The sequence below is a fragment of the Streptococcus oralis subsp. oralis genome, assembly GCF_002096595.1.
Taxonomy (GTDB): domain Bacteria; phylum Bacillota; class Bacilli; order Lactobacillales; family Streptococcaceae; genus Streptococcus; species Streptococcus oralis_D.
The window spans coordinates 176,241-189,329 of record NZ_NCUR01000008.1 but is presented as its reverse complement, the minus strand read 5'-3'; the positions used below and the strand labels follow the sequence as shown (position 1 = coordinate 189,329).

At 41.6% G+C, this 13,089-nt stretch carries 16 protein-coding genes; 10 read left to right on the top strand and 6 right to left on the bottom strand.

Annotated elements, in window-relative coordinates:
* The first annotated feature begins 108 nt into the window (after positions 1-108).
* The 7 genes from B7714_RS01960 (at position 109) to pepF (ending at position 6,198) form a co-directional block, all read left to right on the top strand.
* Positions 109-579 carry a DUF3013 family protein gene (locus tag B7714_RS01960; protein ID WP_084859500.1) on the top strand — a complete coding sequence of 157 codons (471 nt, stop codon included), beginning with the start codon at positions 109-111 and terminating at the stop codon, positions 577-579.
* Positions 580-597: 18 nt separating this feature from the next.
* Complete coding sequence (locus B7714_RS01955; protein WP_084859499.1) at positions 598-1,659, top strand: site-2 protease family protein; 1,062 nt, start codon at positions 598-600, stop codon at positions 1,657-1,659.
* 1 nt (position 1,660) lies between these two features.
* Entirely contained in the window at positions 1,661-2,098 is a 438-nt protein-coding gene (locus B7714_RS01950; protein ID WP_000401983.1) for an NUDIX hydrolase, read from the top strand.
* Entirely contained in the window at positions 2,085-2,558 is a 474-nt protein-coding gene (locus B7714_RS01945; RefSeq protein ID WP_084859498.1) for a GNAT family N-acetyltransferase, read from the top strand. Before B7714_RS01950 ends, B7714_RS01945 begins: the two co-directional genes overlap by 14 nt.
* Before the next feature lie 137 nt (positions 2,559-2,695).
* On the top strand, positions 2,696-3,646 hold the full coding sequence (prmA, locus tag B7714_RS01940; protein ID WP_084859539.1) for a 50S ribosomal protein L11 methyltransferase: 951 nt from the start codon (positions 2,696-2,698) through the stop codon (positions 3,644-3,646).
* A 1-nt stretch (position 3,647) separates the two neighbouring features.
* The gene (locus B7714_RS01935) at positions 3,648-4,391 is read left to right on the top strand and encodes a 16S rRNA (uracil(1498)-N(3))-methyltransferase (RefSeq protein WP_084859497.1); all 744 of its coding nucleotides are present in this window, start codon (positions 3,648-3,650) and stop codon (positions 4,389-4,391) included.
* A 10-nt stretch (positions 4,392-4,401) separates the two neighbouring features.
* Positions 4,402-6,198 (top strand): oligoendopeptidase F, encoded by a 1,797-nt coding sequence (gene pepF, locus B7714_RS01930; RefSeq protein WP_084859496.1) that lies wholly within the window; start codon positions 4,402-4,404, stop codon positions 6,196-6,198.
* A gap of 91 nt (positions 6,199-6,289) precedes the next feature.
* On the opposite strand, the gene B7714_RS01925 is transcribed toward pepF, so the two are convergent.
* Positions 6,290-7,270, bottom strand: coding sequence for a hypothetical protein (locus tag B7714_RS01925; protein ID WP_084859495.1), 981 nt, complete (start codon positions 7,268-7,270; stop codon positions 6,290-6,292).
* Positions 7,271-7,566: 296 nt separating this feature from the next.
* On the opposite strand from B7714_RS01925, the gene B7714_RS01920 reads away from it, so the two are divergent.
* Entirely contained in the window at positions 7,567-8,235 is a 669-nt protein-coding gene (locus B7714_RS01920; protein WP_084859494.1) for an MIP/aquaporin family protein, read from the top strand.
* Positions 8,236-8,330: 95 nt separating this feature from the next.
* Here B7714_RS01920 and trxA read toward each other — a convergent pair whose 3' ends face one another.
* The 3 genes from trxA to B7714_RS01905 form a co-directional block, all read right to left on the bottom strand.
* Positions 8,331-8,645 carry a thioredoxin gene (gene trxA / locus B7714_RS01915; RefSeq protein WP_084859493.1) on the bottom strand — a complete coding sequence of 105 codons (315 nt, stop codon included), beginning with the start codon at positions 8,643-8,645 and terminating at the stop codon, positions 8,331-8,333.
* 15 nt (positions 8,646-8,660) lie between these two features.
* On the bottom strand, positions 8,661-8,882 hold the full coding sequence (locus tag B7714_RS01910) for a DUF4649 family protein (protein ID WP_000570263.1): 222 nt from the start codon (positions 8,880-8,882) through the stop codon (positions 8,661-8,663).
* A gap of 97 nt (positions 8,883-8,979) precedes the next feature.
* Positions 8,980-9,360 (bottom strand): MarR family winged helix-turn-helix transcriptional regulator, encoded by a 381-nt coding sequence (locus tag B7714_RS01905; protein WP_000221641.1) that lies wholly within the window; start codon positions 9,358-9,360, stop codon positions 8,980-8,982.
* A gap of 196 nt (positions 9,361-9,556) precedes the next feature.
* Between B7714_RS01905 and B7714_RS01900 the strand changes: the two genes are divergently transcribed.
* Both B7714_RS01900 and B7714_RS01895 read left to right on the top strand, forming a co-directional pair.
* Positions 9,557-9,931, top strand: coding sequence for a CidA/LrgA family protein (locus B7714_RS01900; RefSeq protein WP_000781327.1), 375 nt, complete (start codon positions 9,557-9,559; stop codon positions 9,929-9,931).
* Positions 9,928-10,623 (top strand): LrgB family protein, encoded by a 696-nt coding sequence (locus tag B7714_RS01895; RefSeq protein ID WP_001288947.1) that lies wholly within the window; start codon positions 9,928-9,930, stop codon positions 10,621-10,623. The genes B7714_RS01900 and B7714_RS01895 overlap by 4 nt, the downstream gene beginning before the upstream one ends.
* 52 nt (positions 10,624-10,675) lie before the next feature.
* Here B7714_RS01895 and gggC read toward each other — a convergent pair whose 3' ends face one another.
* Positions 10,676-12,223 carry a streptosactin export ABC transporter GggC gene (gggC, locus tag B7714_RS01890; RefSeq protein WP_000946536.1) on the bottom strand — a complete coding sequence of 516 codons (1,548 nt, stop codon included), beginning with the start codon at positions 12,221-12,223 and terminating at the stop codon, positions 10,676-10,678.
* 127 nt (positions 12,224-12,350) lie between these two features.
* Positions 12,351-13,079 carry a hypothetical protein gene (locus B7714_RS01885; RefSeq protein ID WP_000498773.1) on the bottom strand — a complete coding sequence of 243 codons (729 nt, stop codon included), beginning with the start codon at positions 13,077-13,079 and terminating at the stop codon, positions 12,351-12,353.
* Positions 13,080-13,089 lie beyond the last annotated feature (10 nt).

Below are 13,089 nucleotides of genomic sequence, written 5' to 3'. Positions count from 1 at the left end.
CTTTCTAACATGGATTTTCTGATGTATATGTGGTAAGATGGTAGTATCTATTTTAGCATATTTCCGAGCAATCGGGGCGATTAAAGAGTCGCATAGAAAGAGGACAAAATGGCAACATACGGATTTTTAGATGTTTTAGAGGAAGAATTGGAGAAGAACTTTCCCTTTGACTTTGAGATTAGTTGGGACAAGCGCAACCATGCGGTAGAAGTGAGTTTTCTACTAGAGGCACAAAATGCTGCAGGTGTGGAGATGGTGGATGAGGACGGAGAGGTTTCGTCAGACGATATCCTCTTTGAGGAAGCGGTACTCTTTTACAATCCTGCCAAGTCAAAAGTCAATGAAGAAGATTATTTGACTGTCCTCCCTTATCTGCCTAAAAAAGGATTTTCTCGTGAGTTTTTAGCTTATTTTGCCCTTTTCCTTAAAGATACTGCCGAGGTTGGGCTGGATGCCCTTATGGACTTTTTGGAAGACCCAGAAGCAGAAGAATTCGTCATGGAATGGAACCAAGAAGTCTTTGAAGAAGGAAAAGTCGGCTTGGAAGAAGGAGAGTTTTATCCTTATCCGAGATATTAGGAACTAGCGAGGAAGTATATGAAGAAAATAGTCTTGTCTTGTATTTCCGGTCTGTCCATTGTTTTTTTAATGCTGGGATTTGTTTTTGGGACGATTGCCTTTAAAGAGTTAGATTTTTCTTTAGTCTTTATTCCAGGCTACCTATTTACTTTTTTCAGCATTTATCTGATCTTTATTCTTCATGAGCTGGGGCACGCATTTTGTGGTTATCTGACAGGCTATCGACTGGTGGCTTTTGGATTAGGAAACTTTCTTTTGACCAAAAAGTCAGGCAGGTTTCATCTGAGTCGAACAGCCGTTCTGAAAAATGTTGGTGCTCAGTATATTGGATTGAAAGAAGATGAAAGCGACCAAAGAGTCATCCTGATGCTTGCAGGAGGCTTGATGGTTCATCTTGGCTTGATTTTATTGGCGCTATTGTATGGAATTTTGACAGCTAACTGGTATTTTGCAGCTACTTGGGTTTGTCTAAATCTATCTTTTCTTCTCATCAATGCAAAGCCAGTTGGGATTACCGATGGAGCGAAAATCTGGGAATTGCTACAACAGCCTGAAAATAGGAAATACGCTTACTCGGTGTTGAGGCATTCTGCCCAGACCTTGCTAGCTCCTCAAGAATATGATTTGAAAGACTTTATCATTCCTGTTGATGAGGATGCAAGAGGGAGTTTTGCAGAAAGCATTCAGATTTTCCAGGGACTAGTTTTCATATTCGATGGTCAGATAGAGACTGCCAAAAAACACTTTCAGTCTTTATTAGATAAAACAGACAATCCGATGTCTCAAACTCTTTCCCAATTATACCTTCTTCAAATTGCCTTGCTGGAAGGAGATCATGAGAAAGCGGAGGAGTATGCAAGCAATCGAGGAGTCAAGTCCTTCTTATCTCTAAAAATGACAGATACGCAGATAATGCAAGCCTGGTATCAATTTCTGGTAAAGAAAGATATGGATCAGACTGACAAGGCTATAAAAATTGCTAGAAAAAACATGGTGACCAGCCGTTTGGTGCGGGATGAGAAACGTTATTATGAAAGCTGGTTAGCAGAGTTGGAGAAAGAATTAGCTGAAGGAGTTTGATATGGAAATAGAAATTTCTGATTTCACAGGTTGCAAAATTGCCCTCTTTTGTGAGGATAGGATTTTAACTATCTTACGCGATGACAAGCCCAGCATTCCTTGGCCCAATATGTGGGAGTTACCAGGTGGTGGCCGTGAGGGGAATGAAAGTCCTTTTGAGTGCGCGGCGCGTGAAGTTTACGAAGAACTAGGAATTCATCTGACTGAGGATTGTCTGCTTTGGAGTAAGGTTTACCCAAGTATGCTTTTTGAGGGAAAAGAATCCGTCTTTCTAGTTGGCAAGTTAAGGCAGGAACAGTTTGATAGTATCGTCTTTGGCGATGAGGGACAGGGCTACAAACTGATGAGTATTGAGGAGTTTCTTAGCTCAGATAAGGTTGTGCCCCAGTTGCAGGACAGGGTGAGGGATTATTTGGAGGAGAATTATGATAACACTTGAGAGATCAAGGGCGGAAGATTTAGAAACGATTATTGCCATTCAAAGAGCCAGTTTTAAGGCGGTTTATGAGAAATACCAAGATGAGTATGATCCTTATCTGGAGGACCGCGAACGAATCAAGTGGAAACTGGTAGAACGTCCTAATAGCTATTATTACTTTGTGAAAGAAGATGAAGAAAAGATTGGTTTTTTACGAATTCAGACCAATGAAGAGTTGACGGAGGCTTGGTTGGGAACGGCAGCGATTTTACCCCAGTATCAAGGAAAAGGTTATGGTTCTGAGGGATTGAGATTGCTGGAAAAGGAATTTTCGACTATTAAACAGTGGGATTTGTGTACGGTATTACAGGATGCGGGCATGGTCGCTTTTTATGAGAAAAATGGCTACTGCCAAACCCATATCGAACCTGAAAAAGAAGGTATGGATATGGTCTACATGAAAAAAATGATTGACAAATAGAAAGGATGGTTCGGTTACATTTCTAAACTGAACCCGCCCTAAACACTGTGCCAAAAAGATAAACTTCTCATAGACACAAGCGTCTTCAGAGAGTTTCCTATTTTGGCTTTGTGTTTTACGGGCTTGGTATCTTAATGATGGAAACATGGCAAGAGTTAAAAGTTACAGTTAAGCGTGAGGGAGAGGAATTGGTTTCCAATCTCTTGATTGAGCTGGGGGCGCAAGGTGTTGCGATCGAGGACAGTATGGACTATGTGGGGAATGTGGATCGATTTGGTGAGATATTCCCAGAGGTCGAGCAGCAAGAAGAAATCGTGGTGACAGCCTATTATCCCGAAACAGTTGATGTAGTAGCAGTTGAGGCGGATTTGCAGGCTCGTCTCCTAGAATTAACTGAGTTTATGGATTTGGGTGAGGTCAAGATGGGCACGATAGCCTTGGCTGAGGAAGACTGGGCTGACAACTGGAAGAAATACTATGAGCCAGCTCGTATCACTCATGACTTGACCATCGTACCGTCATGGACGGACTATGAGGCGACTGCGGGAGAAAAGATTATCAAGCTAGATCCTGGTATGGCCTTCGGAACTGGAACGCATCCAACCACTAAGATGAGCCTCTTTGCTTTGGAGCAGGTTCTTCGTGGTGGCGAAACGGTGCTGGATGTGGGGACAGGTTCAGGTGTCCTCTCCATTGCTAGCTCGCTACTTGGTGCTAAGGAAATCTTCGCCTACGACCTAGATGATGTGGCAGTTCGAGTCGCTCAGGAAAATATTGAGCTCAACCCTGGTATGGAAAACATCCATGTAGCGGCAGGTGATTTGCTCAAGGGTGTGGAGATTGAGGCAGATGTGATTGTGGCTAATATCTTGGCGGATATTCTCATTCATCTGACGGATGATGCTTATCGCTTGGTCAAGGATGAAGGTTACCTGATAATGAGTGGGATTATCAAGGACAAGTGGGACATGGTGCGCGACTCGGCTGAGTCAGCTGGATTTTTCCTTGAAACCCACATGATTCAAGGGGAATGGAATGCCTGCGTCTTTAAGAAGACCAAGGATATTTCAGGTGTGATTGGAGGCTAGCATGCAGCAGTATTTTGTCAAGGGTATTGCTACCTCGCCAGTCACCATTGAGGACAAGGAAACCAGCAAGCACATGTTTCAGGTCATGCGGCTGAAAGAAGATGATGAAGTTACCTTTGTCTTTGAGGATGGTATCAAGCGTTTGGCGCGCGTGTTAAATGTTGAAGCCCGTCAGTTTGAATTGCTCGAAGAATTAGCTGACAATGTAGAACTGCCAGTCCAAGTGACCATTGCATCAGGATTTCCCAAGGGAGACAAGCTAGAGTTCATCACTCAAAAAGTGACGGAGCTGGGAGCCAGTCAAATCTGGGCCTTCCCTGCCGACTGGTCCGTTGCCAAGTGGGATGGCAAGAAACTAGGCAAGAAAGTCGAAAAACTAGAAAAAATCGCCCTTGGAGCAGCAGAGCAAAGCAAGCGAAATCTGGTCCCAAGTATTCAGCTTTTCGAGAAAAAAGCAGATTTTCTAGCTCAGCTGGACCAGTTTGACTCTATCGTAGTAGCCTATGAAGAGTCAGCTAAAGAAGGAGAAGCCGCTGCTCTCTTACAAGCAATCACTGGTCTTAAAAAAGGAGCCAAATTGCTCTTTATCTTTGGTCCGGAAGGCGGTCTGTCACCAGCAGAAATCGAAAGTTTTGAAACTAAAGGAGCCGTCTTGGCAGGCCTAGGACCTCGCATCTTGCGAGCAGAAACAGCCCCGCTTTATGCCTTATCAGCCCTTAGTGTTTTATTAGAATTAGAGAAATAAGAGGAAGAAAATGGAACAAAAACACCGTTCAGAATTTCCAGAGAAGGAACTTTGGGATTTAACAGCCCTATACCAAGACCGTGAGGATTTCTTGCGTGCAATCGAGAAAGCGCGCGAAGACATCAACCAATTTAGCCGTGACTACAAGGGTAATCTTCACACTTTTGAGGATTTTGAAAAGGCCTTTGCGGAATTGGAACAAATCTATATCCAGATGAGCCATATTGGCAATTATGCCTTTATGCCTCAGACGACAGACTATAGCAATGAAGATTTTGCCAATATTGCCCAAGCTGGGATGGAATTTGAAACAGACGCCAGCGTAGCCTTGACCTTCTTTGACGACGCCTTGGTGGCAGCAGACGAGGAAGTCTTGGACCGTTTGGGTGAACTGCCCCACTTAACGGCAGCCATTCGTCAGGCCAAAATCAAAAAAGCCCACTACCTAGGGGCTGATGTGGAGAAGGCCTTGACAAATCTGGGTGAAGTTTTCTACAGCCCACAGGATATTTACACCAAGATGCGAGCTGGGGACTTTGAAATGGCTGACTTTGAAGCCCATGGCAAAACCTACAAAAACAGCTTTGTGACCTATGAAAATTTCTACCAAAACCACGAGGACGCTGAGGTTCGTGAGAAATCTTTCCGCTCCTTCTCAGAGGGACTTCGTAAGCACCAAAATACAGCTGCGGCAGCCTATTTAGCCCAAGTTAAGTCGGAAAAACTCTTGGCCGATATGAAGGGCTACGACTCAGTCTTTGATTATCTTCTGGCTGAGCAAGAAGTGGACCGTTCCATGTTTGACCGTCAGATTGACCTCATCATGAAGGATTTTGCGCCAGTTGCTCAGAGATACCTCAAGCATGTTGCCAAGGTCAATGGTCTTGAAAAGATGACCTTTGCAGACTGGAAATTGGACTTGGATAGCGCTCTTAATCCTGAAGTGACTATTGATGACGCCTATGATTTGGTCATGAAGTCAGTAGAACCTTTGGGACAAGAATATTGTCAGGAAGTTGCTCGTTATCAAGAGGAACGATGGGTGGACTTTGCTGCTAATAGTGGCAAGGATTCTGGTGGTTATGCGGCGGATCCATATCGCGTGCACCCTTATGTCCTCATGAGCTGGACTGGTCGTTTGAGTGATGTCTATACCTTGATTCATGAAATTGGGCATTCTGGTCAATTTATCTTTTCAGATAATCACCAAAGTTACTTCAATGCCCACATGTCGACCTACTACGTTGAAGCGCCGTCAACCTTCAATGAATTGCTTTTAAGTGATTATTTGGAACATCAGTCTGACGATCCTCGTCAAAAACGCTTTGCTCTTGCGCACCGTTTGACAGACACCTACTTCCATAACTTTATTACCCACCTCTTGGAAGCAGCCTTCCAGCGCAAGGTTTATACATTGATTGAAGAAGGAGAAACCTTCGGAGCAAGCAAACTTAACAGCATTATGAAGGAAGTCTTGACGGACTTCTGGGGAGATGCTATTGAAATTGATGACGATGCGGCACTGACTTGGATGCGCCAGGCCCACTACTACATGGGTTTGTATAGCTACACCTACTCAGCCGGACTTGTCATCTCGACTGCAGGTTATCTCCATCTGAAACATTCGGAAACTGGTGCTGAAGACTGGCTCAAACTCCTCAAATCAGGAGGTAGCAAGACACCGCTTGAGTCAGCAATGATCATAGGAGCAGATATTTCAACGGATAAACCACTTCGTGATACGATTCAGTTCTTGTCTGATACGGTTGATCAGATTATCGCTTACAGTGCTCAGTTAGGAGAGTAAGGGTATCCAGTGTCGGATTTAAGACGGTTTATCGATAAGATGAATACACAAAAATCACCTGTTTTAGGTGATTTTTTCATGCTTTAAAGATTTATTCAAATTTTCCTTTATTGGCTTCATTTGAAGCCTTCATGCTAATTTGTAAAAGGTTGGCGAGATTTTCATTATCAAGGCTAGCTTCTCCATTATTATCCACTTTTATGGCGAGGTAATGAGTGTTGCGATCAAGATAATCCATTCCCTCTAAATCGACATAGTTATTTGCTTTAAAATCAAGCGCCGCTAATTGATAAACAAATCGAATATTTAGAGCTTTAGCATAGTCTGTTTCAAGAACCTTTTGTTGTTCTTCTACCAGTCCTTGAAAGAATTCGAGATTGTCTGTGTGATAGGATGCTTTGACTTCATATTGGTAAGTATCTACAGCTGGGGATATAAATTTCAAATAAACCAAGTCGCCTTCTACCTTATAGTCCTCAAGAGTATAGGCACCTGCTTTTCCTAATGCATTGGTGTTGACCTTGAAAAACATTGGTGCATAAATTTTCAGAGGATATTTTTCTCCCTTATACTCAAAGATGGTATCATTTGAAAAATTCGGACGGATTTTAGTTAACTCAGGGACTAAATATTCGTTCCAAATCTTATCAAATAACTCTTCTTGATTGCTAGCACTCGCTGATTTCACAACTAGGTCAAAATTTTCTTGATTGACAAAGACAGCATCCACTAATTTGAGGGCTGTTTGAACCTTAGGATCCGAAATTTCCTTTTTCTTTTTTTCAAGATTCTCAGCCGCCTCTTTCGTGCGATCTAAAGTTTTATTAAATTGACTGCCACTGTTGGTTTCAACAAAGGTTCTCTCATAGTTGGTAGGTTCAACTTTGGCATTCCAGTCAAATGAAGCGGCAGGACCAGTTACATCTTTCTTATGGTAGGTTGCTGTCTCTGTATTTGTAGTACCTTCTGTATTGCTTGTAGCAGTGGTTGATGGTTTAGATGAACAGGCGACGAGGCCAAATGCTAAAATTGTTGCAGTGGTTAGAATATAAACTCTAAACTTTTTTCTCATGGTAGTCTCCTTTGCCAAAAACATTTATTGTATATTATCAATTATACCATTCTCTTCATTCTTTTGCATGAATTACTAGAAAAGGTATGATTGAGGGATGTATTCTTTTAAGCAAGTATTTGAAAGCTTCTGACATTCTTGAAGGATAAGCAGAAAAAGAGTTTTATTATTTTCTCTTGTAGTAGTCTTTTTTAGAATTCTAATGGGCTTTCTACAAAAACTTTCCAGTCAATTTTCTTGAAACCCTTTCCTTCTTCTGATAGACTAATACATAGTTTGAAAAAAGGAGACTTATCATGAAAAAATTTGTTGCTGAATTAATCGGTACATTTATGCTTGTGTTCATTGGAACAGGAGCTGTTGTTTTTGGAAATGGTCTTAATGGCCTTGGACACCTTGGAATTGCTTTTGCCTTTGGTTTGGCAATTGTAGTTGCAGCTTTCTCAATCGGAACTGTTTCAGGTGCTCACTTGAACCCAGCTGTTTCGATCGCTATGTTTGTAAACAAACGTTTGTCATCTTCAGAACTCGTAAACTACATCCTTGGACAAGTAGTTGGAGCTTTCCTTGCGTCAGCTGCAGTATTCTTCCTCTTGTCTAACTCAGGCATGTCAACTGCTAGTCTTGGTGAAAATGCCTTGGCAAACGGTGTCACTGTCTTTGGTGGATTCTTGTTTGAAGTCATCGCAACTTTCTTGTTTGTCCTAGTTATCATGACTGTAACATCAGAAAGCAAGGGAAATGGTGCGATTGCTGGTTTAGTAATCGGTTTGTCCTTGATGGCCATGATCCTTGTTGGATTGAACATTACTGGCCTTTCAGTAAACCCAGCTCGTAGCTTGGCACCTGCTGTCTTGGTAGGTGGCGCAGCCCTTCAACAAGTATGGATTTTCATCCTTGCGCCAATCGTTGGTGGCGTTCTTGCAGCCCTTGTTGCAAAAAACTGCCTTGGAACAGAAGAATAAGAAATGAAAAATGAGTCCTGTTCTCAGTTTGAGGAACAGGGCTTTTTCTATGCAAACAAAAAAGCACTCCCTTTTGGAATGGGAGTGTTTCGTGATTAGTTCAATTCAGCAACGATGGCCTTGATTTGTTCTGCAGTGTGTACTCCAGCAACTTGTTTCACCACTTGGCCGTCTTTTTTGAAGAGAAGAGTTGGGATAGACATGATTCCAAAAGCACGAGCTGTGTTTGGATTTTCATCAACGTCCATTTTAACGATTTTCAAGACATCTTCTGAAAGTTCTTCAGACAATTTATCCAAGATTGGACCTTGCATACGACATGGACCACACCAAGTTGCCCAGAAGTCTACCAAGACCAAACCGTCTTTTGTTTCTTGTTCAAATGTTGCATCTGTAATTGCTTTTGCCATTGTATTTCTCCTTTTTTAGTTATATTGGCTTAAATCTTGTTTCATGAGATAGAAGAAAACATCTCCATAAGTCCCATGGTAGTCCAAATCATGACCATTGTAGGTTAATTTTTGGACAGTATAGTAATCAGCAACGCCGATGAGGCAGGCGTGTTGAGAACGTTCAAAGTCTTGGTAAGACTCGAAAGTCATGGTTCTCTCTTGCTTACTGGCGTCTAGATAAGTAATTTCGATCATATAAAACTCCTTTGTTCGATCTTGACTTTATTGTACTCCTTGAAAAGAGGAATGTCAAGAAAAATGATTGCGCACGCAACTTTTTTAAAAAATCTGATTAAGAAATGAAATCAAGACTCGTTTCCAGTCTTTCTTCGACGGCTTTTTGCAGGTAAGCTAGGGTGGTTTGTCCCTCGTCAGTCAGGCAGATAAAACTAGCCCGTCTATCCTGATCGCAACATCTGCGACTAAGCAAACCGCAGTTTTTCTCTTCTAATCGTGCCACCATTCGAGAAACAGCGCTCGGACTGAGATGGAGTTTATCGGGTAAATCAATCTGTCGTAAGGATTTTTCATCGGCTAGATCCAAATAGTAGAGCAGGTAAAACTCTTTCAAGTTCAGCCTTTGTTCACTCTGCTGGGCAATAGTTTCTTCCAACAAGGCTTCCATTTCTTTTTGATGGCGGTTGTAGTCAAACCATTTTTCTAAGTAGGTCATTGCTTTCTCCTTTCTTTTCAAAGTAAAAATCACAAAGTCATTAGTGACTGTTTCTGCAATACAAGATGATTGCGCATGCAATGATTATACTACTTTTAACTAATCCGTGCAAGAGAGAAGAATTGCAATATTTCCTTGAAATTTTCTGAAAAAAGAGTAAACTGGTATGCAAGAAGTCTATTTCGTGGAGTTTAGAATGAAATTATATGTTCAATTAATGATTCTCTTTGTGATTTCATTGATCGGTGAGGGAATTTCTAGTTTCTTTCATCTGCCTATCCCAGGCAGTATTATCGGTTTGATTATTCTCTTTCTAGCCTTACAGTTCAAGTGGCTGAGAACCAGACATGTCAACATGGTGGGGAATTTCTTGCTGGCCAATATGACTATTCTCTTTTTGCCACCAGCAGTGGGAATAATGGAGAAGTTTGATGTGATTGCTCCCTATCTCCTGCCCATCGTTTTGATTGTCTTTTTTGCAGCTGTCATCAATATTATCCTCATAGCCGTGGTAGTTCAGTTCATTAAGAGACGATTTGAGGGAGATTATGAGAAAGGAGATGCCAAATGAGTGAATTTGTTTCCAATCCCCTGTTTGGGCTTGCCCTGTCTATCCTTGCTTATCTAGTGGGGATGCTGATTTACAGACGTTTTCCCCATCCATTGACAACGCCCTTGCTTTTGTCGGCTGTTTTCATTATCATTTTTCTAAAGCTGACGGGGATTTCTTACCAAGATTACTACCAAGGTGGGGTTTATCTGAACAATTTGATTGTTCCGTCAACAGTGGCTTTAGGGATTCCGCTTTATAAGAGTTTTCACTTGATGAAGCACCATGCTCGCAGTATTCTCTTTGGTAGTCTGTTAGCAGTAGTTGTCAATACTTGCTTTACTGCCATAGTAGCGAAAATATTTGGCATGGACTTTTTCCTAGCTATTTCTCTCTTTCCCAAGTCAGTGACAACCGCTATGGCAGTGGGGATTACAGAAAAATTGCAAGGTTTGACGACTGTGACCTTGGTCGTCGTAGTGGCCACTGGCATTTTGACCAGTGTGATCGGACCAACCCTTTTGAAATGGTTGAAGATCGATGACCCAGTGGCTGTGGGACTTTCTCTTGGAGGAACAGGTCATGCTGTCGGAACGGGAACCGCCTTTCGATACGGATCGGTAGCAGGAGCCATGGGTGGCTTGGCTATCGGTGTCACTGGTATTCTCTACGTCTTTGTCAGCCCCATCGTAGCCAGTTTGATATTGAGTTAAAAAGCAAGGAAGCTGAGTTCCTTGCTTTTTTCCAATTTTATTTTGTAAGGATTTACTTTTCTTTGCTTAAATGAATGACTTGGTCGTAGCGTTTTAAGTCCTCGTCTGTATAATGGTGAATGACTTCAATGACTGTCTGAGGTAGCGAGAAGAGGAGGTCGCTAATCTTTTTGCTATTCTCTAAGTCAAGATTGGCCTTAATCTCATCAGCCAAGATGAGTTGGCTGTCGTGATAGAGCGCGCGAGCGATTTCGAGTCGTTGTTTCTCGCCACCAGACAGGCTATCGTTGCTAAGAGTTCGATTTTTCAAATGTTCTAAACCAGTTGTCTTGAGGATATGATTCAACCTTTCTTGCTTTTTAGTCATTCCTAGAAGGATATTGTCTTCCAGAGACAGCGTGTCAAAGTAATGGCTATCTTGGAGGATATAGGAGCTAACGCTCGTGATTTCTTGGCGTGATAGGCTTTGGCCAGCAAATGCAATCCGTCCACTGGTCGCAGCCAACTCTCCATGAATGATATTGAGTAAAGTCGTTTTTCCAGAGCCACTTTCACCGATAATGGCAATCTTTTCTCCTTTCTTGATGTGCATGGAAAGAGGGGATAAAAGGACCTGTCCCTCTTTTTCTAGAGAGATATTCTCTAGTTGGACGGGATAAATGTTTTGGAAGGTGCTAGTAGAAATAGGACTAGAATTTGTGAAAAGTACTTGGTACTTTTCACAGAGGTATTGAGTTGCTTTTCGGGTGTTAGTAAAGTAGGCTAATTCTTGGAATTGATAGCCAATATTATGAGAAACGAGATAAATGGCTACAAAACTAGCTGCGTTTAAATAACCATAATAGGTCATAAAACCGCCAATGACAATAGGGGCAACGGAGCAAAAGGCATCGATGCTATTGATAAAGAGACTGTTTAGGGTACGTTGTTTCTCATATCGTATTTCCGCATCCAAACTAGTCTGTAACTGATTTTGATAGCGAGCAAAAAAGAAGTCCTGTCCCTGATAATGACGAATCTGTTGGCTACCGCCAATAAAATTTGTCAAGCTTGATAAGTAGCTCTGGTTAATAGTGGACCGCTTTTCAGAAAGTGAATCTAAACGCTTAGATCCGATGGCACTACAGAGGACAGGGACGGAGTAGAAGAGAATAAAAATCAAGCCTAGGTAAAAATTAGTCCACAGGGCATATAGAATGGAGACGGTTGTGAAACCAAGAGAAGAAATAATGATAACGGTTGGCTCAATATAGCTCTTTTCTAACTGGTTGACGTCGTTTTCTAAATCAGACAAAATATCCTTTTCATCAATATCATAACCGCTGAGGAATCGCTTGAAAATAGCGCTTTTAATTCCATATCTGAAATCAGTAATCAAACGAGCGTAGTAATAGCGTTTTCCAGCTAGCCCCAGTAAGAGGATGAGGTTTCCAAGGATTCCCAGAATCAACACTTTCCAAAGAAGTTCCAGTTCTTGATTGGTAAAACTAGCAACGATACTCTGAATGAGCGCTGGCGTAATAATCGCTTCCAGCCATGTGATTGCAATCGAAAAGAAGTAAAGTGTTAAGTGTTTCTTTGCAACAAACGTTCTAAGCATAAAGAGCTCCCTCCTTATCAATATACAGTAATCACTTTTAAAATTATTATACTCCTTTTTATCCACATTTTCATACAATATATCTAAAAGAAAAGATCTAGCGATACAGAGTCGCTAGACCTTTAACTTATTGCAAGTTAACCTTGTTTTTCAAGATATAGTAGGTACCGAGATAGTAGATAGCTGATAAAAAGAGATCGCGCAGAATTTCTGTACCAATCATCATGTTAAAGTCATTTTCAATTCGGAAAAAGAGAGAAACATAACCAATGACGATGGCAATGACGATATAGGCTAGAATCCCCATAGCTGTTCGATACTCATTAAAGAGTTGTCCGATAGAGATGGAGAGGTAGATGGATAAAATCCATGCGATCGAACCTACAAACAGTGATAGCGCATACAGCCAGCCGTAGCTGAGGTAAGGGGAAATGAAGTTATAGAGGGCAGTGAAGTCTTTTTCTATTGGTGTTAAGAAGAAGATAATCAATATACTCAAGATAAAGACGATATAGCTTAAGATGGACCAGACAAGACCACCTAAAAGTTTTGCGATGATGATTTGGTGCTCAGAGACAGGCAAGGTCAGGGTCAAGTACCCTTGGCGGTCATAAACACTGCCCTTGAATCTTCGGATGATTAAAAAGATTGTTGCAATCCAAAGAGTGACGCTGAGTCCTCCAAAGACTAGTACTAAAAAGAAGATGAAATAAGCAGCATTGTTAGGATTGTAACTCTGGCTAAGGCTGCTAATAAAAGCTCCAATCAAAACTGAAATTGCAAGCACAGCACCGTAGAGTGCCAGATACCATTTATTGACATTTTTAAATTCATAACGAACTAGATTCCAAAACATAATAATCTCC

Bases quoted from the DNA above. Each gene is read 5' to 3' on its own strand.
- B7714_RS01920 (WP_084859494.1), top strand. From the start codon at position 7,567: ATGAAAAAATTTGTTGCTGAATTAATCGGTACATTTATGCTTGTGTTC.
- B7714_RS01885 (WP_000498773.1), bottom strand. From the start codon at position 13,079: ATGTTTTGGAATCTAGTTCGTTATGAATTTAAAAATGTCAATAAATGG.
- B7714_RS01945 (WP_084859498.1), top strand. From the start codon at position 2,085: ATGATAACACTTGAGAGATCAAGGGCGGAAGATTTAGAAACGATTATT.
- B7714_RS01960 (WP_084859500.1), top strand. From the start codon at position 109: ATGGCAACATACGGATTTTTAGATGTTTTAGAGGAAGAATTGGAGAAG.
- pepF (WP_084859496.1), top strand. From the start codon at position 4,402: ATGGAACAAAAACACCGTTCAGAATTTCCAGAGAAGGAACTTTGGGAT.
- B7714_RS01910 (WP_000570263.1), bottom strand. From the start codon at position 8,882: ATGATCGAAATTACTTATCTAGACGCCAGTAAGCAAGAGAGAACCATG.
- gggC (WP_000946536.1), bottom strand. From the start codon at position 12,223: ATGCTTAGAACGTTTGTTGCAAAGAAACACTTAACACTTTACTTCTTT.
- trxA (WP_084859493.1), bottom strand. From the start codon at position 8,645: ATGGCAAAAGCAATTACAGATGCAACATTTGAACAAGAAACAAAAGAC.
- B7714_RS01900 (WP_000781327.1), top strand. From the start codon at position 9,557: ATGAAATTATATGTTCAATTAATGATTCTCTTTGTGATTTCATTGATC.
- prmA (WP_084859539.1), top strand. From the start codon at position 2,696: ATGGAAACATGGCAAGAGTTAAAAGTTACAGTTAAGCGTGAGGGAGAG.
- B7714_RS01925 (WP_084859495.1), bottom strand. From the start codon at position 7,270: ATGAGAAAAAAGTTTAGAGTTTATATTCTAACCACTGCAACAATTTTA.
- B7714_RS01950 (WP_000401983.1), top strand. From the start codon at position 1,661: ATGGAAATAGAAATTTCTGATTTCACAGGTTGCAAAATTGCCCTCTTT.
- B7714_RS01895 (WP_001288947.1), top strand. From the start codon at position 9,928: ATGAGTGAATTTGTTTCCAATCCCCTGTTTGGGCTTGCCCTGTCTATC.
- B7714_RS01905 (WP_000221641.1), bottom strand. From the start codon at position 9,360: ATGACCTACTTAGAAAAATGGTTTGACTACAACCGCCATCAAAAAGAA.
- B7714_RS01935 (WP_084859497.1), top strand. From the start codon at position 3,648: ATGCAGCAGTATTTTGTCAAGGGTATTGCTACCTCGCCAGTCACCATT.
- B7714_RS01955 (WP_084859499.1), top strand. From the start codon at position 598: ATGAAGAAAATAGTCTTGTCTTGTATTTCCGGTCTGTCCATTGTTTTT.